Source organism: Mycobacterium sp. 1081908.1, from assembly GCF_001673535.1.
GTDB lineage: Bacteria > Actinomycetota > Actinomycetes > Mycobacteriales > Mycobacteriaceae > Mycobacterium.
Genome location: NZ_LZLY01000130.1, coordinates 14,060 through 39,343, shown reverse-complemented (window position 1 = coordinate 39,343; position 25,284 = coordinate 14,060). Strand labels below are relative to the sequence as shown.

The following is a 25,284-nucleotide window of genomic DNA, read 5'->3' as shown; positions in this document are numbered from 1 at the left end:
ATTACCTATCAAACCCCTGTCCCGCCGCTAACCGTTCGCGCAGAGTTTTCGGCCGTATATCGGTCCAGTTCTGTTCGATGTAGTCCAGGCACGCTGCGCGGTCCGCTTCGCCGTGCACCACCCTCCAGCCGGCTGGAACATCGGCGAACGCCGGCCACAGGCTGTGCTGTTCCTCGTGGTTGACCAAGACGAAAAAACTGCCGTCGTCGTCGTCGAACGGATTAGTGCTCACCGCGTCTCCAGACCGTCTAACTGGACATGGGTATAACAAGTTCTAAACCATACTGGAGCCCCACAGAGCTTGTCTAAGCCTTCGCAGAATTTGAGGTGGCGGCGATCTACTGGCACGACCACATCCGGAATGTTGCCTAGACGAACTATTGGTACGGTTTTAGCGCCCGCTCCCCTACGCGTGGTCTGCCGAAACGGCGGCCACCGGCCTCGGCGCGGCGCTCACCCGCGGCGTCGCGGGCAGAACCCGCAGGCAGGGGACCGTCGGCAAGGACCGACCGGCCGCCGGGACTTCGATCGCCGTCCGCGACGCACATATGTATATAGGTGTCGAAATTGCGGAGCCGCCCGGCGGGACTCGTCGCAGCCTCGGGAACTACGCCCTCTCGTCGCGACTACACGTCTTCGAGCCTGCGGCCGGCTTGATCACGGTTGCCGCCCGGTTACGACGGGCCCGCACATTCGGCGACGCTCTCTTCCGAACTTCCGGACTTCCGAACTTCCGAACTTCCGAACGCGACGAAGCGGCCGTCTTCGGGACCGCACACATCGACGCTTCCGGGTAGCGCATCGGCCACGTCGCCTTACCGAATTCGCGCGGTCGCGGCGGCCCCGGACTAGATGAATTCATGAGGCCTGACGCGCGAAGCTTGAGCCCCTTCCGGTCGCGTGCCGGTCGTGTAGCATGCAACCTGATTGGGCGGCACGTTGAACCGGGTGAATTTCGAATCGAATATCCACAATAAAGACACCATGTGACCGATCATGGGTCAAAGCAGATCTGGTTGGGGCGACATAAATGGATAGCCATAGCGAATCTTCGGCACAGGTCGAGTCGAAGGATAATTCACCCGTTGCAATGTCGGAGCACCTCGCTGACGACCTACTTTCCACGACCGCCGGCGGGTGGAAAAGCTTTTATAATTTGCTCAGCCGCCGCCTTGAGGATGCCGGTGTCGCTGATTCATCGTTTTTCCTCAATTATGGGTACGCGTCGCTGGGTTCCAATGACGAATCCGCGTTCGACATTCGCCCGGGCACGTTCAACGCCAACTCGGTCCGGTTGGTGTTCGAAGTCCTCGGGCCGGTCGACCTCAACGACCGCACCGTCGTGGAGATCGGGTGCGGCCGCGGCGGCAACGCCGCGCTGGTCGCGGAGAAGTTCAGCGCCCAGGTGATCGGCATCGACATGTCCTCGGAAGCGATCGCCTTCTGCAGCAAAACGCACGTGAAGCGGCCGATCGACTTCCGGGTCGGCGATGCGCTGAACATCCCCCTGCCCGACGCGTCGTGCGATGCCGTCGTCAACGTGGAGTCCTCACATTCGTACGGCAACCTGCCGAAATTCCTGGGCGAAGTCCGCAGGATCTGCCGGCCCGGAGCATGGTTCCTGCACACCGACTTCCTGAGCCCCGAGGACTGGGAGCAGGTGAGGATGCGTCTGAAGCGCTCCGGCTTCGTCACCGAAAGCGACCGGGACATCACCGGTAACGTGCTGGCCTCGCGCGATCAAGCGAGCGATACCTGGGCTGAGGTATACGGAGACCGAAATGCCCGCGTCGCGAACTTCCTCTCCCTGCCCGGCTCCGCGATCTACGAACAGATGCGGGCCGGGCTATTGGAGTACCGGATTCTGAGATCGCAACTGCGGACCGAGGCCGCATAGCGTCGACATCACCACTCGAGGTCTGAGTAGAACAGCCTCGATATGTCGCCCGTCAGCTCTTTGATGGTCGTGATTTCGCGGTCGCTGAGCCGACTCTTCCAGTTCAAGACGTTCACCCTGCTGTTTCGCCTGATGCTGAATTCGTCGCCCCGCACCGGTTCCGATGGGTTCTGCTCGCCCGAGCTCGCCTCGATGGCGGTCCGGGCGCCGGTTGTGAATTCCAGGCCGAGCGCGGCATAGACTTTTTGAAAACTGTCCACCGGGTCCATGGACAGTTCTTCGTGCTTGAGGAACAGCCATCCCGGATAGCGCGTGCGGTACTCATTCACCACCGCGTAGATGCAGTTCCATAAAAGGGCCCCCACCAGGATGATTTCCTGCTCATGCGCGGCGAAATAACGGATCTCCGATTCAAAATCCGCCAACCGGGTTTCGCGCATGAGTCGCGGTTGCCTCAGGAAGTGGTTGAAATCGAATTTCCAATTCAGAATCTTCAGGCTGGAACACAACGCGGCCGGGTGCCGGATCATGACCACGACGTTCATGTCGAACCGGCGAGCCAACCAGGGGGCGGAAAAGACGGCGACCGGATCTTTCATGACCGCCGTGTCTTTTCTCAACCGGTGCGTGGACAGATTCGCAAACGCCAATAGCACTCGCGCCGCTTCCCTCGCGGTCCTGGTGTGAACGAGGTTTGTCCACACGGGATACTTGAAATCAACCAGGCCCTCGAGATAGTTGTCGAATTGGCAAGCGTTCTCGTCGGTTATGTACTGAAACTTGACCTTTATCGGATTGGCGAAGCCGCATAAGTCGCCATTTTCCGGGGTGAAGGGTTCATGGATATAACCCATCCCGGGCGCATGGGCGATCATTCGGCCGGCCCAGGTGGTGCCCGATCGGGGCGCGCCGGTAACGAGAATCCGCTGCCTGCCCTCGACAGGGTTGGCGAACTCCCGTTCTACGGCCACGTCCCACATGCTCCCGTCTAATTTTGTGCTGTCTGGCGAGGCTCAAGGGGAACGGCTATCGGCCTCCTGATTTACAAACTGGGTCGCTGACTTACCGGCATCCTTCGTCGAACTGACACGCGCGCGAACGCCGCCCTGTCCCGGTCATTTCGTGGCGCGGATTACGTGGGCTCGGCCAGGCCGACCGAATCCGCCTTATCCGACTCCGGCACCTGGCCGGCCAGGTACTCGGCCAGCGACCCGATGGTCGGATAGTCGAATACCGCGGTGGCGCTGATCGTGAACGCGCCGCCAAACTGCGGGAGCAACCGGTTGCTGAATTCGACCGCCATCAGCGAGTCGGTGCCCAGTTCCAGGAACCGGCTGGTGGCGGCCGGCGGTTGCGCGAGCCTCAGGAAATTCTGGACTTCGTAGCGCAGGTATTCCGTGAGGAAGCTGCCGCGTTCGGCCTCGGGCACCTCGTGCAGCTGCCGCAACAACTCGCTGTCGCCGCGTGTCGCCGTGACGGCACTCGGCAGCACATGGTCGAGCATCGCCGGGCGGGAGGCGCCCAGCCCCTTCGCGGCGCGCTGCCAGTTGGCTTTGATGACGGTTGCCTGCCCGGTTCCGTGGGCGAGGATCTCATCGAGCGCGTTGAGGGCGGCCGAGGGTTCCAGCGGGATCAGGCCTTGGGCGCTGAGATTTGCGCGCGCGGCGTGCGACGTGGCCATGCCGCCCTTGGCCCATGGACCCCAGTTGATCGCGGTCGCGGGCAGGCCCTGGGCCCTGCGCTCCGCAACGAGCCCGTCGAGCAGCGCGTTGGCGGTCGCGTAGTTGGCCTGGCCGGGCGAGCCGATCACGCTCGAGGCCGACGAGTAGACGACGAAGAAATCAAGATCGTCGTTCTTCGTCAGGTGATGCAGGTGGCAGCCGCCGAAGGCCTTGGGCGCCAATGCCTTCCGGAAGCCTTCGAGGCTCTGCTGTGGCAGGAGCGCGTCGTCGAGGACGCCCGCCAGGTGGGCCACCCCCGCCAGCGGCGGCAACTCCGCCCGGATCCGCTCCAGCAGCCTTGCGACCTCCGACTCCTCGCCGACGTCGGCCGCGACGACGTGGATGCGGCTTCGGTAGCGCTCGGTGATGTCGTCGATTGCCGCCTGTGCGTCCGCATCGGGTGCGCGGCGGCTGGTCAACACGATGTCACCGGCGCCGAGCTGGGCCAGGTGGGCCGCCGTGTGCAAGCCGAGCGCACCGAGCCCGCCGGTGATCAGATAGCTGCGGTCCGCCCGCGGCTGCAGCGGTTGCGGCATCTGCAGCACGATCTTGCCGATGTGGCGCGCCTGCTGCATGCGCCGGAACGCCGTCTTCGCCTCCGTCACCGGGTAAACCTCGGCCGCGAGCGGCGCCAGGTCGCCGGCGGCCATGCTGTCCGCCAGCTCGGCCAGCAGGTTCCCGGTCCGTTCGGGTTCGTGCTCGATGCACCAGTCCAGCGCGATGATCTCGTAGGCGAGGTCGGGACGGGCCGCCGCCATCTGCTCGCGCGTCCAGATGTCCCGCTTGGCGATCTCGGCGAACCGGCCGCCCTGCGCGGTCGCCCGCACGGTCGCCTCGATGAACCCCTCGTTGGTCAGGCTGTTGAGCACCACGTCGACGCCGGCGCCGCCGGTGTCCGCCAGTATTTGGTCGGCGAAATCCGTGCTGCGCGAGTCGTAGATGTGCTGCACGCCCATCTTGCGCAGCGTCGCGCGCTTGTAGGCGCTGGCGGTGGCGAACACGGTCGCACCGCGCTGCTGGGCGATCTGGATCGCGGCCAGGCCCACACCACCGCTGGCGGCGTGGATCAGCACCCGATCACCGGGCCCGACCTGCGCCCAGTCGAACGCCAGCCGGGTGGTCAGCGCCCCGGCGGGGATGGTCGCCGCTCCCACGGCGCTCACGCCGTTCGGCACCGCAGCCAGGAACTGTGCCGGCACGTTGACCCGGGTGGTGAACGACCCCGGCATGAAGCCGAAGACGCGCTGGCCGACCTCGAAACCGGTCACGCCGGAACCCAATTCGGTGACGACGCCGGAGAGGTCGCCGCCGCCGATCCGTCCCGGATCGCCCGGGTACAGGCCGAGTACGTTGAGCACGTCCCGGAAATTGAGGCCCGCGGCCTCCACCCGGATCTGGACCTGGCCCGCCGCCGGCGGCGGCACGGTCATCTCGGTCAGACGAAGGTTGTCGATCGCGCCGCGTTCCGTCACGTCCAGGATGTAGTCGGTCGCGCGCGGCACCTCGAGGTGGCCGTCGCGCGTCCAGGGCAGCAGCCGCGGCACGAAGTACTTTCCTTGCCGCAAGGCGATTTCGGGTTCGTCCGCGGGCGTGCCGAGCAGGCCGGCCAGCGAGCGCACCGCGTCGCCGGCCCCGTCGCTGTCGACCAGCCGGCAGCGCAGGCTCGGCTGCTCGGTGATGACGGTCCGCCCGAAGCCCCACAGCGCCGCCTGCGCCGAGTCGACCGGCTCGCCGGACTCGGTCGCCACCGCCCGTTCGGTGACGATCCACAGCCCGCCGCTGAGCTTGAGGTCTTGCTGCGCCAGCAGCGCGCGCACGACCGTGAGCAGCTCGTCGATCTCGGTCTCCAGCCGGGTGGCGAATTCGGCGCCCGACTCTTGGGCGTCGGGCCGCCCGGGGCTGCGCCAGACGACGCCGGAGACCGGAGCGCCGCGCTCCTGGGCCTCCGCGAACAGCCGCTTCCAGCGCTCCGCGTCCGCCGACGCACGGTCGACCGAGACGCAACCCGCCACCTCGGCCGCCAGCTCGTCGAACCCGGCGATCAGCCAGGTGCCGTCGCCGTTCGCGGCGGCGCCGTCCGTCGCCGGCGCCGGCACTTCCTCCCAGCCGAGGGTGTACAGGTTGCGGGTGGCGTCGCCGCCGAGCCCGCGCAGCAGCGCGTCCCGGGGTGCGCGCTTGACCGTGAAGTCGCGGATCTCGCCCAGCTGGCGACCGTCGCGATCCACGAAATCGAGATCGAAGGCCTGCGTTTCGCTGTCGAGGCCGCCGCTTTGCCAACGCGCGCGGCAGTAGAACCGCCGCGGCATCTTGTCGTGCAGCACCACCCGCCCGTACCGCAGCGGCAGGAACAGGTCGCTCAACCCGCCGCCCTCCTCGGTCGCCGAGAGCGCCGCCTCCAGGGCCGGGAAGGCGATGCCGGTGCACAGGTCCAGCAGCACCGGGTGGATCGGCTCGGCGCCGAGCTGTTCGGCGAGCTCCTCGCCGATGGCGATGTCGCCGACCGCCTCGCCGTCACCGGCCCACAGCGATTTGAGCGACGTGGACCAGGTGGGACCCCAGGTCAGCTCCATGTCGGCGAAGGTGTCGAACAGCTGCTGCGGACGCGTGCGGCCCAGCCGCTCGCAGGCCGCGTCGATCGATTCCGTCGGCTCCAGCGCGGGCTCGTCGTCATCCCCACTGACGATCCGGCCGTCGGCGTTCAACGCCCACTCGGCGTCACGGTCACCGTACGGGCGGCTGTGCACCTGGAAGGTCCAGCCGCCCCCGTCCACGGGATGCACGGTCAGCTGCACCTCCCGGGAGTTCTTGTCGGGCAGGATGATCGGCTCGTAGAAGAAGACGTCGCGCACCTGGGCCGGGGCCCCGACCGCGGCGATGGCCATCGCCGCGTAGGTCGCGCCGGGAACGACGACGGTGCCGTAAATGACGTGATCGGAAAGCCACGGCTGCGACTTGACGGACCACCTGCTGGTGTAGACGGAGTCGCCGGAGGCGAGATCCTTTGCGCTGCCCAGGATTCCGGACGCGGCGGCGCCGTCGATCGCGACGTCGGCGGTCTTGGGCCAGAAGCGACGGCGCTGGAACGGATAGGTGGGCAGCTCGACCGTGTGATGTGGCCGCTGGTACAGCGCGGCGAACTCGGGCCGGTGCCCGGCCACGTACACCGCGGCCAGCGCTTCGGCAATCTGCCCCCGGGCGTCGACGCCCTTGCGCAGGGACACGATGGAACGCGGAGTGGCCGAGGATTCCGGCCACGCCTGCACCGCGGCGCCGGTCAGGACCGGTTGCGGCCCGATCTCCATCAACACCGAGCAGCCCAGCGCCGCCACGGTTTGCACGCTTTCGGCGAACTGCACCGGCTGGCGGGAATGCCGCCGCCAATACTGTGCGTCCAGCGGGGTGTCCGCGGTGATGACCGCGCCGGTGCGGTTGCACACCAGGGGCAGGGTCGGAACCGCGAACGCGAACCCCTTTGCGTACGACTCGAACTCGTCGAGCGCCGGCTCCAGCAGCTCCGAATGGAAGGCATGGCTGGTTTCCAGCCAGGTGCAGCGGGTTCCGTCGCCGCTGAGCCTGGCGACGATCTGCTCGAGGTCCGCGGCCGGGCCCGACAGCACCGTGTTGGGGCCGTTGTAGGCGGCGACCGAGATGTGCGGGAATTCGTCGGCGATGCGCTCCACTTGCTGGGGGTCGGCGAACACCGCCACCATCCGGCCGCCCTCGGGCAGGTTCCCGAACAGCCGGCCGCGTTCGGCCATCAGCCGCGCCCCGTCCTCGAGGCTGACCACCCCGGCCACGCAGGCCGCCGCGTACTGGCCCACGCTGTGGCCCAGCACCACGTCGGGCTCGACGCCCCACGACTGCCACAACCGCGCCAGGCCCATCTCGACGGCGAACAGCGCCGGCTGGGCAAAAGAGGTGTGCCGCAGGGTGTCCCCGGCCTCGTCGTCGAACAGCACCTCAAGCAGCGGGCGCGGCAACATCGGGTCGATCGCTTCCGCGCACCGCTTCACGGTGTCGGCGAAAACCGGCTCCGTGTCGAACAGCTCGCGCGCCATTCCCGAATATTGGCTGCCCTGCCCGGTGAACAACCACGCCGTCTTCGGCGGGTCACCGCACTCGCCACGCACCGCGCCCGGCCCCAGCCGGTTCTCGGCCAACCCGGCCAACAGATCGCGGGCGCCCTGAACCGAGTCCACGACCAGCGCCGCCCGGTGTTCGAAATGCGAACGCCCCACGGCCGCCGTGTAGCACGCGTCGGCGATGTCGGCCTCCGGGTGCTCCTCCAGCCAGGCCCCATACCGCTGCGCCAGCGACACCAGCGCCTGCGGTGAGCGCGCCGACAGCGGCAGCACGCTGACCGGCGCGTGCTCGGCGGCCGGCTCGGTCGCCGCGGCGACGTCGCCCGAAGAGTCCTCGGGCGCCCCGGATTTCGCCGGCGCCTCCTCGATGAGGACGTGCGCGTTGGTGCCGGAGAACCCGAACGAACTCGTCCCGGCGCGGCGCGGCCGGCCGTTGGCGTGCCACGGAATCGGCTTGTCCACCACCCGAACCGGCAGCGAGTCCCACGGAATGTTCGGCGACGGGTTCTCGAAGTGCAGGTTCTGCGGCAGGGCCTCGTGCTGCAACGACAACACGACCTTGATCAGGCCGGCGATCCCCGCCGCCGATTCGAGGTGACCGATGTTGGTCTTCGCCGATCCGATCAGCAGCGGCCGGTCCGGGTCACGACCGACGCCATAAGCAGCCGCGGCGGCCTGGACCTCGATCGGGTCGCCCAGCGAGGTGCCCGTGCCGTGCGCCTCGAGGTAGTCGACGTCCCCGCCGACGAGACCGGCGCGAGCCAGCGCCGCGGCGATAAGCCGTTGCTGCGCACCACCATTGGGCACCGTCAAACCGCTGGACGCGCCGTCCTGGTTGACCGCGCTGCCGCGGATGACCGCGCAGATCTGATCGCCGTCGCGCTCGGCATCGCTGAGCCTCTTGAGCACCAGGATCCCGCAGCCCTCGCTGCGCGCGTAGCCGTTGGCGGCCGCGTCGAAGGTCTTGCACCGGCCGTCGGCGGCAAGCATGCGGGCGCGCGCGGTGGCAACGATGGACGCCGGGCTCACCAAGACGTTCACCCCACCGGCGAGCGCCATGTCGCAGTCACCGGAATGCAAGGCCTGGCAGGCCTGGTGGACGGCCACCAGCGAGGCGCTGCACGCGGTGTCCACCGCCATCGCCGGGCCTTCCAGGCCGAGCGCGAACGCGACCCGGCCCGCGATGACGTTGAGCGCGTTGCCGGTGATGAAGTGGGCCTCGATGGTGTCGACCGAGTTGGCGTTCAGCAGCTGCGAATATTCGTTGGCGGCCACGCCCACGAAGACGCCGGTTCGGCTGCCGCGCAACCCCGCCGGCGCATACCCGGCCCGTTCCAGGCCCTCCCACGCGATCTCGAGCATCAACCGCTGCTGGGGATCCATCCAGACGGCCTCGCGCGGGGAAATGCCGAAGAACTCCGGATCGAATCCGTCGATGCTTTCCAGGTATCCGCCGTAGCGGGTGTAGATCTTGCCCGCCGCCTCGGGATCCGGGTCGTAGTACTCGTCGACGTCGAAGCGGTCGTCCGGGATCTCCCGGATCGCGTCGACACCGCCGGACAGCAGCTCCCAGTAGGCGTCGGGGTCGGGAGCGCCCGGGAAGCGGCAGGCCACCGCGACGATCGCGATCGGCTCGTCCGTGCGCGCCGTCACCGCGGCCACCGCCGGCGCCGGCTGCGCCGCCGCACTCGCGGGCGCCGGTGCGTCGAGGCTGAGCACGTCGTTGACGAGGAAATTCGCCACGTCGGTGATGCGCGGGTAGTCCATCGCCAGCGTCGACGGCAGCTCCGCGCCGACCGCTCGCTCGAGCCGGCGCCGCAGCTCGACGGCCATCAGCGAATCCATGCCCAGGTCGAAAAGCCCGGCCTCCTCGCGGATCTCCGCGGGGTCGATCCGGGTCACGTCCGCGACGGCGTCGCGCAGGTAGTCGACGACGAGTTTCTTCCGCTGCTGCACCGGGGCCGCGGTGAGCCGGTCGACCAGCTGGGTGGTCCCGGACGCGGCCGCCTGTTCCGCCCCCGCCGCCTCGGCGGGCACCTCGCGCTGCAACTGCGTGAAGAACGCTCGCTTGCCCGCCATCTGGTACAGCGGCAGGAACTTGGCCCAGTCGATGCGGGCCACCACGCCGTGCGACGCGCCGTTGGCCGAAGACGCGATCAGCTCGGCCATGCCCGCCAAGGCATCGGCGGGCGACAAGGGCCGGACCCCACGCTTGTCCAGTTCGGCGCGGGCGGCCTCGTCGGCCATGCCGGCGTTCGACCACGGGCCGAAGTTGACGCTGACCCCGGGCACACCCTGCTCACGCAGGCGCCAGGCCAGCCCGTCCAGGAAGGCGTTGGCGGCGCTGTAGGCGGTCTGGCCGCCGGCGCCCCACACCCCGGCGATCGAGGAGGTGCTGAGGAAGAAGTCCAGCTTCAGGTCGGCGGTGGCTTCGCTCAAATTCCAAGCGCCCCACACCTTCCCGGCGAACACCCGATCCACCTCGGCGTCATCCAGGGATTGCAGCGGGGTGGTGCTGATCTCGCCCGCGGCGTGCACGACCCCGGCCAGCGGCGGCAGGTCGGCCCGCAGGGTGGCCAGGACGTGAGCGACGTCGTGCGGGTTGGACACATCGGCCGTGATGACCCGGACCTCGGCGCCGGTCTGCTCGCGTATCGCGTCGATGCGTTGCTGCGCGGCCTCGCTGGGTGCGCGCCGGCTGGTGAGCACCAGATGCCGGGCGCCGTGCGCGGCCAGGTATTCGGAGACTTCCAGCCCGATCGCGCCCAGCCCGCCGGTCACCAAATACGTTGCGTCGTCACGCAGTGCCAGCGGCGTCCCGGCCGGCTGGCCCGAGCGCCGAGAGAGCCGGGGCACGTAGACCGCTTGGTCGCGGAGCGCGAACTGGTCTTCACCCGCGGGGGCTGCCACCAGTTGGTCGACCAGCGCGGACCACTGGTCGGCACCGCCGCCGGCCAGGTCCGCCAGCCCGCCCCACAGCCGCGGGTGTTCCAGCGCGGCCGCGCGACCGAAGCCCCACAGGCAGGACTGCGCCGGTGACACCTTGTCCGCGTCGGTGACCCGTTGCGCGCCACGGGTTATCAGCCAGATCGGTGCGCGCAGGTCGGCGCCGGCCGCGGCGCAGAAGAGTCGCCGCGTTCCGCTCAGGACCTGGTGCTGCATCCGCAACAGCGATTGCGTCGACGATGACGGGTCCGACCCGAGGGCCGCGAGATGCAGGACACGCAGCGCCGGTTCGTCCGCTACCGCGTCGCGCAACACGCCTTGGAGCCGCTCCGCGTCGGCGTCGGACACCGGCAGCCCCACGATCCGAGCCCGGTGCCCGCGCGCCGTCAGCGCGTCGACCAACGGCTGAACCGCCTGCGCGTCGTCGCTGACGAGCAGCCACGCCGAACCCTCGCCGGCCGCCGCAGCGGCCTTGGTGGCCGATTTCTCCCAGCGGATCTCGTAGCGGGAGTCCGCGATGGACTGGGCGTTGCGCTGTTGGTTGTGTTCTGCCGCAAGCTGTTTCAGCACATCGACGGTCTGTTGATTGCTGGTCCCGCCGCCGAGCAGCGCCGCGAGCTCCTCGAACCGGCCGTCCTCCAGCAGCCCGACGGCCTGGGTCCGCATGGCCGACGGCTGGCTGGAGGTTTGGGCGGCCGCGGCCTTCTGCTCGCGGAACCAGTACTGGCGGTGCTGGAACGGATAGGTGGGCAGGTCGAGCTTGCGCGCGCTCACCGGCGCCAGGGCGCCGAAGTCGGGCCGGTGCCCGACGATGTAGGCGTTCGCGAGGGCTTCGGTGATCTGGCGATGGTCGGCGATGTTCTTACGCAGCGACGCGATCGCCCGCGGCGCGGTGGCCGGGTCCGGCCACGCCCGCATGGCGGCGGCGGTCAGGATCGGCTGGGGGCCGATCTCCAGCAGCATCGTGCAGTGCAGTTCGGCCAGCGTGCGCACGCTCTTGGCGAACTCGACCGGCTGCCGCGCGTGGCGGCGCCAGTAGGCGCCGTCCAGCTTCGCGCTTCGGCCCAGGGCCGCGCCGGTGCGGTTGCACACCAACGTCTTTTGTGGCGCGCCGAACTCGAACCGGTTGGCGTACGCCTCGAATTCGTCGAGGACCGGGTCCAGCAGCGCCGAGTGGAAGGCGTGGCTGGTGTCCAGCCAGTCGCAGCGCACACCGTCGGCTTCCAGGCCGGCCACCGCCTGGTCGAGATCCTGAACGGGCCCCGACAGCACGGTGTTCGCGCCGTTGTAGGCGGCCACGGACAGGCTGGGGAACTCGTCGGTGATGCCCTCCACCCGCTCGGGGGCGGCGAAGACCGCGACCATCCGGCCGCCGTCGGGCAAGCTGCCGAACAGGCGGCCGCGCTCGGCCATCAGCAGCATTCCGTCCTCGAGGCTGAACACGCCCGCGACGCAGGCCGCCGTGTACTGGCCGACGCTGTGGCCGATCACCACGTCCGCTTCGAAGCCCCACGACTGCCAGAGGCGGGCCAGGCCCATCTCGACCGCGAACAGGGCGGGCTGGGCGTAACTGGTCTGCCGCAGGGTGTCGTCGCCGTCCGGGTCGAAAATCACGTCCAGCAGCGGCTTTTCGAGCACGTCGGCGACCGCCGCCGCGCACCGGGTCATCGTCTCGGCGAACACCGGTTCGGTCTCGAAGAGCTCCCGCGCCATGCCGGCATACTGGCTGCCCTGGCCGGTGAACAACCACGCCGTCTTCGGCCGGTCGGTGCAGTCGCCGCGCAGCAGGCCCGGCGCCGGGCGATCGTCGGCCAGCGCGGCGAGTTGCTCGCGCGCGGACTCCGTCGAATTCACCACCAGCGCGGCCCGGTGCTCGAAGTGCGAGCGCCCGGCGCCGGCCGTCAGGCAGACGTCGGCCAGCGAGGCGTCCGGGTGGGCGGCCAGCCAGCCGCCGTAGGCCTTGGCGAGCTCCGCCAGCGCCGCCGGGTTGCGCGCCGAGAGCGGCAACAGGCTGAACCGCCGGTCGTCCGACGGGGTCTCCGGCGCGGCGGCGACCGGGGCCACCTCGGGCGCTTCCTCCACGATGATGTGCGAGTTGGTCCCGGAGAACCCGAACGAGCTGACCCCGGCGATGCGGGGCCGGCCGTCGCGTTTCCAGGGCAGGGCCTCGTCCACCACCCGCACGGGCAGCCGGTCCCACGGAATGTGCGGCGACGGCTTGCTGAAGTTCAGGTGCTTCGGCAGCACCTCGTGCTCGAGGGACAGGATCACCTTGATCAGGCCCGCGATTCCCGCGGCCGCCTCCAGGTGCCCGATGTTCGTCTTCACCGACCCGATCAGCAGCGGCCGGTCGGCGTCACGCCCCTTGCCCAACGCCGCGCCCGCAGCCTGGACCTCGATCGGGTCGCCCAGCGAGGTGCCCGTCCCGTGCGCCTCCAGGTATCCCACGTCACCGGGCGCGACACCCGCGCACTGCAGCGCCTCGGCGATCACGCGCTGCTGGGCGACACCGTTGGGCACCGTCAATCCGCCCGACGCGCCGTCCTGGTTGATCGCGCTGCCCCGGATGACGGCCCGGATCCGGTCGCCGTCACGGATGGCGTCCTCGAGGCGCTTGACGACGACGACGCCGCAGCCCTCGCCGCGCACATAACCGTCGGCGGCCGCGTCGAAGGTCTTGCACTTCCCGTCCGGGGCCAGCATGTGCGCGTGCGAGAAGGTCATCGCGGTCTTCGCGCTGAGCAGGACGTTGACGCCGCCGGCCAGCGCGAGGTCGCATTCGCCGAAGCGCAGCGCCTGGCACGCCTGATGCACGGCCACCAGCGACGAGCTGCACGCCGTGTCGACGGACACCGCCGGGCCCTGCAACCCCAGCCCATAGCTGATCCGGCCCGCGCCCGCGGCGGACGACGTCCCGATCGCGACGTAGGCCTCGATCTCCTCGTAACTCAGCTGTTCGGAGATCAGGCCCAGGTAGTCGTGGGTGCCCAGACCCATGAACACACCGGTCTTGGTGTTCGCCAGCGCCGACGGGGCGGTTCCCGAATGCTCCACCGCCTGCCAGGCCGTCTCCAGCAGGATCCGGTGCTGCGGGTCGATCAGCATGGTTTCCCGGTTCGACAACCCAAAGAACGGCGCGTCGAACCCGGTCACGTCCTCGATGAACCCGGCCCGGCGGCTGACGATCTTTCCAGGGGCATCGGGATCCGGGTCGTAGAACTGGTCGACATCCCAGCGGTCCGGGGGCACCTCCGAGAGCGCGTCGCGGCCTTTGCACAGCACATCCCAGAACGCGTTGGCATCGGGGGCGCCCGGCAGGCGCACCGCGTAGCCGACGATGGCGTAGCTCTCGCCCGTGCCCTGCGATCCGCGGGCGGGTTTTGGTGTTTCGAGACCGTTCTGTAGATCAGTCATTTCCGACCGCCGATCATCTGCTGTTGCTTCTCGTCGTTGACCAAGACGAAAAAGCAGCCCCCGCCATCATCGAAGGGATTGATGCTCAACCGCGTCTCCAGACGTCTACTCGACATGGGTATAACAAGTTCTAGACCATACTTGCTGGGTGAGACCCCTGTCACGCGAATAGGTAACTGAGACGGCCGTCACGCGGGTCGCCAATCGGCGGGCGTGCGAGGCGCTCCGTCGGTTGGCCCGTCCGACCGGCTTGACCTGCGGTGATGGGTGCTCGCGCGGTGGCGTTTCGAGCCGGTCAGCCGGCAACTCGCGCGCGGGCGAAATTCTCGACCAGGTCGCCGGCGGCAACAGTGCCTTTAGACGCGTCGCTCATTTGCGACGCGACTTCACGCGCCCGGGCCGCGTATTCCGGGGTGAGGATCGTGCGGAGGTCCTTCAAGAGCGTTTCCGTGGTGGCCGTCGAAAGCCGCCGGGCGGTGCCGACCTTCAATCGCTTGATTTGATTTCCCCAGAAGAACTGGTCGGGCAACTTCCACAGAATCAGCGCGGGCACGCCCGAGCGCAGGGCGGCGTTCGTGGTGCCCGAACCGCCGCGATGCACGATCGCGCGAACGGTGGGAAAGATCCGCGCGTAGTTCATCGTGTCCACCACCTTGACGTGGTCGAAGTGGGGGCCGTTGCTGTAGTCGCTGCCGGCCGATACCACCAGCCCCCGCACCCCTAGCTCCGCGGTGGCCGCGCCGATCATGGCCATGATCGCGGTCGGGTCGTCCACGGGGATGCTGCCGAAGCCGAAGGAAATCGGCGGTTCCCCTTCGGCGATCCACGCCGCGATCTCGTCGTCGGCGTCGGTCTGCCACTCCAGCGTCAGCGTGCCGACGTTGGGGCGCTCCTTGGTGTATTCCGCCCATTGGGCCGGCAACCAGGGAAACAGCGCCGCGTCGTACGCCTGCAGCTCCAGCGAGCCGCGTTCGACGATCCGCTGGGGTGCGGGCTTGGTGGCCTTCGGCAGGCCGAGTTCACGACGCTGCGCGCCCTCGACCCTCTTGCTCAGCAGCCAGTAACCCCATTCGTACGCCCGCACCTGCCGGGCGGCGGTGGCCCGGATCGGGTTGTAATGCAGCGTTGCCAACGGAATGTTGTAGTACTCCGCGACGCTGCTTGCCTGCTCCTCCCAGCTCTGGCCGGTCAACAGCAGGTCGGCGCCCTCCGCCGCCGCCACGAGCGTCCTGCTCATGTCGGCCCAGCACGTGGTGAAGACATCCCATCGGTCGCGCCAGAACTTGATCAGACCCCGGATCCGCCACGGCTCGCGGAAAAACAGGCTCATGAAGCTGCGCAACGGTTTCATGCTCTCCGACCAGTCGACCCCGTAGGCGACGGCCGAAAGCCCGAGCTTCTCGACGAAGGCGATCTGGTCGGGCGGGACGGCCATGCACACCTCGTGCCCGCGGCGCGCCAGCTCGCGGCCGACGACGGCCACGGGCTCGATATCGCCACGGCTTCCCCAGCACGCCAGCACAAACTTCATGGAGCTCCTCGCTCTTCTACTTGGGTCTAACAAGTGCTAAACCATACTTCCTGGCCCTGGCCCCTGCCTCAAAAATCGCCCTGGCCGCTCAGCTAGCCCGCTTGCGTCGGGCGAAATTCTCCAGCAGGTCGGCGGCGGCCGCGGCGCTTTTGGCCGGTTCGGTCATTCGGGTGGCCAGTTCGCAGGCCCGGGCGGCGCACTGCGGGGCGAGGACGGTTCGCAGATCCGCGATCAACGATTTCTCGCTGGCCGTCGAAAAGCGCCGGGCGGTGCCCACCTCGAGCCGTTTGACCGCGGCCCCATAAACCGCGTGCACCAGATCCCAATAGAGGATCACCTGTGGGACCCCCGCACGCATCGCAACGGGCGTGGTGCCCGAGCCGCCGTGGTGGACGACCGCGCGGCAGGCGGGAAACACGGTCGCATAGTTCATCGCGCCCACCACCTTGACGTGGTCGAACTGCGGCACGCCGCTGTAATCAGTCCCGCCGGCGACCACCAAGGCCCGCTCGCCCAACCGCGCGCAGGCCGCGGCGATCATGGCGATCGTGTCCGCCGGGGATTCGACCGGGATGCTGCCGAACCCGAAAAAGATCGGCGGCGTTCCCGCGGCGATCCAGGACGCGACCTCGTCGTCGGCGTCCGTCGGCAATTCCAGCGTCAGCGTGCCCACGAAGGGACGCTGACCGTCCCACTCCGACCATTCCGCCGCCAGCCCGGGAAAACACGCCTCGTCGTAGGCCTGGATTTCCAGCGATCCGCGTTCGGTGATCCGCCGCGGTGCGGAACCGGTTGCCTTTGGCAGGCCGAGTTCACGGCGCTGGGTGTCTTCTACCTTTTTCATCCCACGCCACGAGACCCACCAGAAGGCCGCGACCGCCGGACGCCGCAGCCGTGCCGGCAGGAATCGGAGGGTCTGACGGTTGGGCCGCAGCGGGAAGTAGTGCAAGGTGGCCAGCGGAATGCCGTAGTACTCCGCGACGTTGGCGGCAGCGTCCTCGAAGTTGATGCCGGTGAAAATCAGGTCGGCGCCGTCGGCCAGGGAACTCAGGGCCGTGCTCATGTCCTGCCAACCCTGGAGTAGAGGCCCGCCGATCGCGAGCCGCGCCCTCGTCAGATCCCTGATCCGCCAAGGGTGGCTGAAGAAACAGGTCCAGAATTCGCGGTGCGAGTCGAGGATGGAGTTCGACTCCGGTCCGAAGCCGACGGCCGCGACACCGGCCGCCTCCGCGAAGCCGACCAGATCGGGGGGGACTGCCATGCACACGTCGTGCCCCCGGAGCGTCAGCTCACGCCCGACGGCGAGGTTGGGCTCGACATCACCGCGACTGCCCCAGCTTGCCAGCACAAACTTCATCGCGGCCCGAGTCCTAGGTCACGCTGGGCGGTTTGGATCGAGCTTGCCGAGACCCGTGATTTCCAGGCTGACCGACTTCCGCTGTCCGGCGGCACCCAGCATGAAAAGGATGTCGCCCATCGGCGCGCCCAGCCAGAAACGCCAGAACCGCCTGCGGAAGAACTTCCAGACATAGCTGCCGTCCCCCACCAACCAATAGCCCGCAATCCAGGGCAGGTAGTAGGTGGCGCGTTTCCACCGCGAGACGACCATCTCGAGGTTCATCTCCATGATCTCGAGGCCCCACGCCCGGTACCGCCATTCCAGTTCGTACTTGCTCTGGAACTCATAGAACGCGAGCATTTCGGCATTGGTGACGAGGTATTCGTCGAAGACGAGAACGGATCCTTCGACGAAGCGGTCCTTGCACGTTTCCAGCGCGTGCAGGCAACTCTCGTAGGTGTCCAAGTCCATGTGGAACAACGCGATCGGGGCGCCGGGGCGATCGGCCAGGAACGGCGCCAGCGTCTCGTACGTGCTGCCCTTGATGAACTGCACCTTGCGACCGAGCGCGTCGGGAACCCCGTCGTGCAGGGTCACTCCGGTGTCCTTCATAGACCGTTGCGCGAGCGGTTCAGACAGTGAGAAGGTCCCCTGCTTGATGAGGGCCTGGTCGTCGATTTGCCAGTCCTCGACGAGGCCCTCGAAGGTATCGAAGCCGTACACCTGGCGGCCGGAGGCGTCGGACGTCAGCCGCGTCGACCAGCCGAGCCACACGCCCAGGTCGAGCAGCAGTTCATCGCGGCTTGGCCTCGCCAGTTGCGACGCCTCGCGTAGCAGCGTGTGGCCCGCGATCCTGCACCGCCGGATGTCGGCGAGCGTGCGGCGGATGAACGCGCGATATGCGTCGTCGTAGACGCTGATGTCCCGGGCGTACAGGTTCGGGATGTAGCGGTCGCGATCCCGATGAACGAGGCGCGCAACCACAAGTAAAAGGAGCAGCGCGCCCAACGCGGCGAGGAGCAGCGGCTGGAAATAGCACGCCGCGGCCAGCAGAAGAGCGTCGCCGGCCAGGACCGCCTTCCATACCTTGTGCAGGTTCGTCCGATCGACTCCCGGGCTTTCCACCGTCGGGCTGTCGACGACGCTCACCGCACCTCCAGGTTGGTCATGGGCGAGCTCCGCCTTCCGTCAGCTCTCGGACAATGATTCGCAAACATACCCAATGCGTTCAACACGTGTGTGATACTTCCCCCGACCGGGGGGACACGTCCTCATTTCTCCTTCTTTCCAAGGTTGCTTCCTTGCTTCACGCCGACCGCGTCAGCCCTGTCGACCGACCGCGGGGTCAGCGCTCGGCTGAGTCGGGCTTTCGCGCCGACATCGAAGGCCTGCGCGCCGTCGCGGTCGTGGCCGTCGTCCTCTTTCACGCCGGCCTGCCCGGTGTCGGTGGCGGGTTCGTCGGCGTGGACCTGTTCTTCGTCATCTCGGGCTTCCTGATCACCGGGCTGCTGTGGCGCGAGGTGAGCTCCGCCGGCACCGTGAAGTTGAGCCGGTTCTACGGGGCCCGGGCTCGCCGGCTGCTGCCGGCCTCGGCCCTGGTCGGCGTGGTCACCGCGATCGCCTCGGCGGCCCTGCTGCCCCCGCTGCAGGCCCGCGGCGTGCTGGAGGACGGCGTCTACAGCGCGCTGTATGTCAGCAACAACCACTTCGCCCACGAGGGCTTGAGCTACTTCTCCCCTGCGCAGCCGCCGTCGCCGTTTCAGCACTACTGGTCGCTGGGCGTGGAGGAGCAGTTCTACCTGGTGTGGCCGGCGCTGATCATCGGCACGACGTGGCTCATCCGGCTCGTGCGACGGCGCACCAAGGCCGAGGCCCCGTCCAAGCAGACGCCATATCTGGTGGTTCTGGCGCTGGTCGCCGCCCTGTCGTTCGTGCTGTCGCTGGCCGCCACCTTCGTGGCGCCCTCCGTGGCGTTCTTTTCCCTGCCCACCCGGGCGTGGCAGTTGGCCGCGGGCGGCCTGGTCGCCCTCTTGGCCGCCCAGCTGCGCCGACTCCCGGCACGCGCCGCCACGATCTTGGGGTGGGCGGGCCTGGCGGTGATCCTGCTTTCCTGCGGCCTGCTCGGTCCCGGCACGCTCTATCCGGGCACCGCCGCGCTGTTGCCGGTGCTGGGCGCGGTGCTGGTGATCGGCGCCGGCTGCGCCACCCCCGCCCAGGGATGCGGGCGCGTGTTGGGCGCGGCGCCGATGCGCGCGATCGGCCGGATCTCCTACTCCTTGTACCTGTGGCACTGGCCGGTTCTGCTGCTCGCGCCGGCCCTGCTGGGCCACCCCCTGGGGCTGGCCGGCCGACTGGCGATGGTCCTCGTCTCCGGCGCGCTGGCCGTGCTCACGTTGCGCTTCATCGAGGATCCCTTCCGATTCGCCGCCCCGATACGCCGCTCCGCCCTGGCCAGCCTCGCGCTCGGCGGCGTCGCCACCGCCGCCGCGGTCTGCGTGGGCGTGGCGCTGATCGGCCGGGTGCCCGACCCGGTCGGCGGCGGAGCGCCGGGCGCGCGGTTGGCCATCACGGCGTCGCCTGCCCCGGCGGGCTCCAGCATCGACGCCTACGACGCCGCGGTGCACGACTCGTTCGCCCAGGTGCAGGCCGCGGTCGCGGCGGCCGCGAACCTGCGGGCCGTCCCGTCGAACCTCGAGCCGCCGCTCGCCCACGCGGCCGCCGAATACCGGGCGGAGTTCTTCAACGGCTGCCAACGCAACCTGTTGGCGGTCGGACAACCCGGGTGCGTGCTGGGCGATCCGGCCTCGAAGACGACGGTGGCCCTGCTGGGCGACTCGCACGCCACGATGTGGGCCCCGGCCTTCCAGCAGGTCGCCGAGCAGCGGCACTGGCGGCTGGAGACCCTGACCAAGGGGGCGTGTCCGCCGATGAGCCTGCCGGTCAACGGCTTCGTCGGTCGCTTGGTGGACTACGTTCAGCGCTGCGAGCAGTGGCGCGGTGCGATGCTGGCCCGGTTGCGCGCCGAACACCCGCGGCTCGTCGTGGTGAGCATGTCCCGCGGGTACGGCGGCCTGGACTACCTGCCCAAGCCCTACAACCGGGCCTGGTCCGACGGCCTGACCCGGCTGGTGCAGCAGCTGCGCGGCGTCGGTGCGCAGGTGCTGGTGCTCGGGCCGGTTCCGAATCCCTACGAGTCGGTGCCGATCTGCCTGTCCGACCACCTCGACGACGCGATGGCCTGCTCGTCGCCACGGTCGAAGGCGTTGAACCGCGCCGGCATCGCGGACGAGACCACCGCCACCAAAGCCGGTGGCGGACACTACGAAAACCTCACCCAGCTGTTCTGCACCGCCGACCGGTGCCCGGTCGTCGTGGGCGACACCATGGTGTATTTCGACGATCACCTGACGAGCGAATACGCGCGGGCGCTCGCACCCGCGATGGGTGCGCTGGCCGACCGCGCGCTCGCCGGCGCGGCCGGGGTGCCGGCCAACCGCACGCCCGCCGGCTGACCCTTCCCGCCGATAACGGCGATCGATATACGGCTTCGCCGTTATGATCACCCGGACCGCGCCCACGGCAACGCGTGCCGGTCACCAATTTTCTGCACGCAGGAACCGGAGGCGTCGGCAGTTGTCCACATCGGTGCTCATCACTGGCGGGGCGGGATTCATCGGGTCCGCGCTTGCTCGCCGCCTCGTCGACGCCGGCTACGACGTCGCTGTCATGGACGTCCTGCACCCGCAGGTGCACGCCGAAGGCGCCGCGATCAACCTGCCGCCGTCCGTGCGGTTGTTCACCGGCGACGTCACCCACGCCCCGGACTGCGACGCGGTCCTTCGGTTGGTCCGCCCTGCCCAGATCGTCCATTTGGCGGCCGAGACGGGAACGGCGCAGTCGCTCTCCGAGGCGACGCGCCATGGCTCGGTGAACGTGGTGGGCACGACCCAGCTTCTCGATGCCCTGGGCCGCTCGGGACACGTGCCCGACCAGCTCGTCCTGGCGTCGTCGCGGGCCGTCTACGGCGAGGGGGCCTGGCAATGCGGCCCGCGGGTCTTCTACCCGCCGCCGCGCAGCCACGCTCAGCTCCTGGCCGGGATCTGGGACCCGCAGGGGCCGACGGACGACCCCGCGATACCGCTGCCGAGCGGCGCCGGCCGAACGGAGCCGCGACCGACGAACATCTACGCCGCGACCAAACTCGCCCAGGAGCACATCCTGGCCGCCTGGACCGCGGCCCATGACACCAACGTGAGCATGCTCCGGCTGCAGAATGTCTTCGGGCCGGGCCAGTCGCTGACGAACTCCTACACCGGAATAGTCGCCCTTTTCGCCCGGTTGGCGCGCGCGGGGCAGGCGCTGGAGGTCTACGAAGACGGCCGGATCGTGCGCGATTTCATCTATATAGACGATGTCGTGCAGGCCCTGTTCGCCGCGATCGAAAAACCCGCGACCGTGGCCCGCTGCGTCGACATCGGCTCGGGGATCCCGACCACCATCCACGAGCTGGCGCAACAGATCGCCGCCATCTGCACGGCCCCCGAACCGGTCGTCGTGGCCAAGTTCCGCGACGGCGACGTTCGCGCGGCGAGATGCGACATTGAGCCGGCGGGGGTCGAGCTCGGCTGGAGTCCGAAGTGGACGCTCGAGGACGGCCTGCGTGCGCTGCTCGACTGGATCGGCGAGCAGGCCTAACTGCCCACGGTCGTCGCGCTTTAGGCCCACGGACCGAATCGGGCGAGCCTGTTGAACGGGTGTGTGATAATTCCTCGATTCGGGAACGTGTCCTCTTTTCAGGTAGGTGACCTTGCGCCAGTCCGACAGCGTTCGCCCTACCGAAGAGGCGCGGGGTGGGGGCTCGGCGCAGTCGCGGTTCCGCCCGGACATCGAGGGCCTGCGCGCGGTCGCGGTGCTGGCGGTCGTCCTGTTTCACGCCGACGTGCCCGGGGTGGACGGCGGGTTCGTCGGGGTGGACGTGTTCTTCGTCATCTCGGGCTTCTTGATCACCGGGCTGCTGTGGCGAGAGGTGAGCGGGACCGGCACCGTCGGGCTGGGCAAGTTCTACGGGGCCCGGGCCCGCCGGCTGCTGCCGGCATCGGCCACCGTCGGCATCGTCACCCTGATCGGCTCGGCCGTCCTGCTCCCCCCGCTGCAGGCCCGGGGCGTCATCTTCGACGGCATCGCCAGCGCCCTGTACGTCAGCAACTACTGGTTCATTCAGCAAGGCGTCGACTACTTCGGCGGCATGACACCGACCTCGCCGTTCCAGCACTACTGGTCGCTCGGGGTGGAGGAACAGTTCTACCTGATCTGGCCGGCCCTGATCATCGGGACCGCGTGGCTCGTCCGGCGTGCGCGCCGGCGCGCCAAGACCGACACCGGCTCCTCGCAACGCCCGTATCTGGTCGTCCTCGCGTTCGTCGCTGCCGCGTCGTTCGCACTGTCGTTTTTGATCACCGAGGCGGCACCGGCGATCGCGTTCTTTTCGCTTCCCACCCGGGCCTGGCAGTTGGCCGCGGGCGGGCTGATAGCCCTCACGGCCGACCAGTGGCGCCGCCTGCCGGCACGACCCGCCGCCCTGACCGGATGGGCCGGAGTGGCGCTCATCCTGATCGCCTGCAACCAGTTCAATTCGGCCACGCTGTATCCGGGTAGCGCCGCGCTGTTGCCGACGCTGGGCGCGATGCTGGTGATCGGGGCCGGCTGCGCCACAGCGTCGCAGGGATGCGGCCGCGTGTTGGGATCCGCGCCGATGCGCGCGATCGGCCGGATCTCCTACTCGTGGTATCTGTGGCACTGGCCGGTGCTGCTGCTCTTACCGGCGTTGCTGGGCCACCCGTTGGGGCTGGCCGCCAGGTTGACCGCCGCCATCGCCTCCGGCGCGCTGGCCGTACTCACGCTGCGATTCATCGAAAACCCGCTGCGGTTCGCCGATCCCGTGCGCCGCTCCGCGCGGGCCAGCCTCGCGCTCGGCGGTGCATCCACCGCGGTGGCGGTCTGTGTGGGAGTGGCGCTGCTCGTGGCGGTGCCCACCCCGGTCGGGCGCGGCGCACCCGTCACCCCGCTGTCCATCACCGCGGCGCCTCCCCCCGCGGGCTCCGCCATGGCGGCCTACGACGCGGCGGTCCAGCAGGCGTTCGCGCAAGTGCATGCCGCGGTGGCGGCGTCGGCCGACCTTAGAGCCGTGCCCTCGAACCTCGATCCCCCGCTGGCCGACGCCGCGGCCGAACACCAGGTCTTTTTCCGCGACGGCTGCATGCGCAATTTCTCCCAAGACGGACAGCCGGAATGCGCGACGGGCGACACCTCGTCGGCGACGACGGCGGCCCTGATCGGCGACTCCACCGCGGTGATGTGGAATCCCGCCTTGCAGCAGATCGCCACCCAGCGGCACTGGCGGCTGGAGATGATGGCCAAGGCCGGTTGCCCGCTGCTGGACCTGCACATCATCAGCCCCAACCTGCACCGCGACTACACCGAGTGCACGCGGTGGCGCGGCCAGATAATCGGCCGATTGGGCGCCGAGCACCCGCGGCTGATCGTGCTCAGCGTGATGCGCCAATACGGCGCCCGCTACGGACTCCCGTCGGGTTTCACGTCCTACGACTCGGCGTGGAACAACAGCCTCTCCCGTCTGGTGCAGGAGCTGCGCGGCACCGGTGCGCAGGTGCTGGTGCTCGGGCCCACCCCGGACCCGCAGTCCTATGTGCCGATCTGCCTGTCCGGCCACCTCGACGACGCGAGCGCCTGCTCACCGTCCAGGTCGACGGCGGTGAACGAAACCGGCATCACCGCCGAATCCGCGGCCACCACCTCCGCGGGCGGGCAATATGCCGACATCACCGATCTCTTCTGCACCGCCAACTGCTGCCCGGTCATCGTCGGCAATACCCTGGTCTACCTCGACCGGAGCCACCTGACGTTCGAGTACTCCCGGCTGTTGGCACCGGCGATCGCGGCGCTGGCCGACCGCACGCTCGCCCACGGTTGAACGCCGCGGTCGGCGATCAGCCCACCCGCTTGAGGCGCGCGAAGTTCTCCACCAGATCGGCGGTAACCGCCACGCTCTCGGCGGGTTTGGTCATCCGGGCGGCGAGCTCGCGGGCGTTGGTGAGGCATTCCGGCGCGAGGACGGTCCGCAGGTCGGCGACCAACGATTTCTCGGTGGTGGCCGAAAAGCGCCGCCCGGTGCCCACTTTCAGTCGTTTGACCCGCGCTCCCCAGAGCCCCTGATCGGGCAGCGTCCAGAGGATCAACGTCGGCAGTCCCGCGCGCAGGCCCGCGTTCGTGGTGCCGCAGCCGCCGTGGTGCACGAACGCGCGGCAGGCGGGCAGGGCCGCGGCGTAGTTCATCACGCCCACGACCTTGACGTGCTCCGAGTGGGCGACGTTGCTGTAGTCCGAGCCGGCCGCGCACACCAGCGCCCGCTCGCCCAGCTGGGCGCACGCCGAGCTGATCATCGCGAGCGTGTCGGCGGCGGATTCGACGCCGACGCTGCCGAATCCGAAGCAGATCGGCGGCGTCCCCGCGGCGATCCACGACGCGACTTCCTCGTCGGCGTCCGTCGGCAACTCCATCGTCAGCGCGCCGACGAACGGCCGCCGGCCGCCGAATTTCGCCCACTCGGCCGCCAGACCGGGGTAGCACACCTCGTCGTAGGCCTGGATTTCCAGCGAGCCGCGCTCGGCGATCCGGCGCGGCCAGGGGCGCGTCGCCTCCGGCAGACCGAATTCACGGCGCTGCGCATCCTCGACCGTCTTCCCGCCGCGCCAGGCCAGCCAGTCGAGCGTCCGCGTCGCGGCGCGGGCCAGCGGCGCCGGCAGGTACGGGAGGAGCCGGCCGTTGGCTCGCAGCGGGAAGATGTGCAGGGTGGCCAGCGGGATGCCGCAATACTCCGCGGCGTTGAGCGCGTCGTCCTCGAAATTCATGCCCGTGAGCAGCAGGTCGGCCCCCTGCGCCAGCGACGTCAGCGTCGCGCTCACCTCGGCGCGGCACTGGGAAAGCGGCGCCGAATATTCGGCCGACAACCTGCCGAGCTCGCGGACCTTCCAGGGGGTGGTGAACAGACCCGCCCAGAAATCGCGGTGCGGGTCCAGGATGGCCTTCAATTCCGGTCCGTAGGCGACCGCCGTCGGCCCGGCCGCCTCGGTGAAGCCCACCATTTCGGGGGCGACGGCCATGTGCACGTCGTGCCCGCGGCGCACCAGCTCGCGGCCGACAGTGACATAGGGCTCGACTTCGCCGCGAGTTCCCCAGTTTGCCAGCACGAACTTCATCGGCGAGATCCTAGCCTTTCGCTTCCCCTGCGCGGGTGGAATGGACGCGGCCGCTCGCGTTCCCGGCCCAGCCGCCCA

At 68.8% G+C, this 25,284-nt stretch carries 11 protein-coding genes; 4 read left to right on the top strand and 7 right to left on the bottom strand.

Annotated elements, in window-relative coordinates; all coding sequences use genetic code 11:
* Position 1 precedes the first annotated feature (1 nt).
* Positions 2-232, bottom strand: a complete 231-nt coding sequence (locus A5655_RS21305) for an MbtH family protein (protein ID WP_067013458.1) — start codon at positions 230-232, stop codon at positions 2-4.
* Positions 233-1,030: 798 nt separating this feature from the next.
* Between A5655_RS21305 and A5655_RS21300 the strand changes: the two genes are divergently transcribed.
* Positions 1,031-1,897, top strand: coding sequence for a class I SAM-dependent methyltransferase (locus tag A5655_RS21300; protein WP_082978791.1), 867 nt, complete (start codon positions 1,031-1,033; stop codon positions 1,895-1,897).
* A gap of 8 nt (positions 1,898-1,905) precedes the next feature.
* Here the strand turns inward: A5655_RS21300 and A5655_RS21295 are convergent, their stop codons facing one another.
* The 5 genes from A5655_RS21295 to A5655_RS21275 all read right to left on the bottom strand — a co-directional run bounded on the left by A5655_RS21295 (position 1,906) and on the right by A5655_RS21275 (position 18,079).
* Positions 1,906-2,868 (bottom strand): sulfotransferase, encoded by a 963-nt coding sequence (locus A5655_RS21295; protein ID WP_197508761.1) that lies wholly within the window; start codon positions 2,866-2,868, stop codon positions 1,906-1,908.
* A gap of 161 nt (positions 2,869-3,029) precedes the next feature.
* A complete protein-coding gene (locus A5655_RS21290; RefSeq protein ID WP_067013452.1) occupies positions 3,030-14,060 on the bottom strand; it encodes a type I polyketide synthase in 11,031 nt (3,676 codons plus the stop codon).
* 295 nt (positions 14,061-14,355) lie between these two features.
* Positions 14,356-15,591, bottom strand: coding sequence for a glycosyltransferase (locus tag A5655_RS21285; RefSeq protein ID WP_067013450.1), 1,236 nt, complete (start codon positions 15,589-15,591; stop codon positions 14,356-14,358).
* Between the two features lie 88 nt (positions 15,592-15,679).
* On the bottom strand, positions 15,680-16,948 hold the full coding sequence (locus A5655_RS21280) for a glycosyltransferase (RefSeq protein WP_067013448.1): 1,269 nt from the start codon (positions 16,946-16,948) through the stop codon (positions 15,680-15,682).
* A gap of 18 nt (positions 16,949-16,966) precedes the next feature.
* Positions 16,967-18,079 (bottom strand): class I SAM-dependent methyltransferase, encoded by a 1,113-nt coding sequence (locus tag A5655_RS21275; protein WP_067013446.1) that lies wholly within the window; start codon positions 18,077-18,079, stop codon positions 16,967-16,969.
* A gap of 152 nt (positions 18,080-18,231) precedes the next feature.
* Between A5655_RS21275 and A5655_RS21270 the strand changes: the two genes are divergently transcribed.
* From A5655_RS21270 to A5655_RS21260, 3 genes are all read left to right on the top strand, one after another.
* Positions 18,232-20,442: an acyltransferase family protein gene (locus tag A5655_RS21270; protein WP_067013444.1), complete on the top strand. Its 2,211-nt coding sequence runs from the start codon at positions 18,232-18,234 to the stop codon at positions 20,440-20,442.
* A 133-nt stretch (positions 20,443-20,575) separates the two neighbouring features.
* A complete protein-coding gene (locus A5655_RS21265) occupies positions 20,576-21,625 on the top strand; it encodes an NAD(P)-dependent oxidoreductase (protein WP_067013442.1) in 1,050 nt (349 codons plus the stop codon).
* Between the two features lie 106 nt (positions 21,626-21,731).
* Positions 21,732-23,921, top strand: coding sequence for an acyltransferase family protein (locus tag A5655_RS21260; RefSeq protein ID WP_067013440.1), 2,190 nt, complete (start codon positions 21,732-21,734; stop codon positions 23,919-23,921).
* A 16-nt stretch (positions 23,922-23,937) separates the two neighbouring features.
* Here the strand turns inward: A5655_RS21260 and A5655_RS21255 are convergent, their stop codons facing one another.
* Positions 23,938-25,206 carry a glycosyltransferase gene (locus A5655_RS21255; RefSeq protein ID WP_067013438.1) on the bottom strand — a complete coding sequence of 423 codons (1,269 nt, stop codon included), beginning with the start codon at positions 25,204-25,206 and terminating at the stop codon, positions 23,938-23,940.
* Between the last annotated feature and the right edge of the window lie 78 nt (positions 25,207-25,284).

Coding starts and splice junctions, on each gene's coding strand:
- A5655_RS21290 (WP_067013452.1), bottom strand. CDS start 14,060: ATGACTGATCTACAGAACGGTCTCGAAACACCAAAACCCGCCCGCGGA.
- A5655_RS21280 (WP_067013448.1), bottom strand. CDS start 16,948: ATGAAGTTTGTGCTGGCAAGCTGGGGCAGTCGCGGTGATGTCGAGCCC.
- A5655_RS21255 (WP_067013438.1), bottom strand. CDS start 25,206: ATGAAGTTCGTGCTGGCAAACTGGGGAACTCGCGGCGAAGTCGAGCCC.
- A5655_RS21285 (WP_067013450.1), bottom strand. CDS start 15,591: ATGAAGTTTGTGCTGGCGTGCTGGGGAAGCCGTGGCGATATCGAGCCC.
- A5655_RS21300 (WP_082978791.1), top strand. CDS start 1,031: ATGGATAGCCATAGCGAATCTTCGGCACAGGTCGAGTCGAAGGATAAT.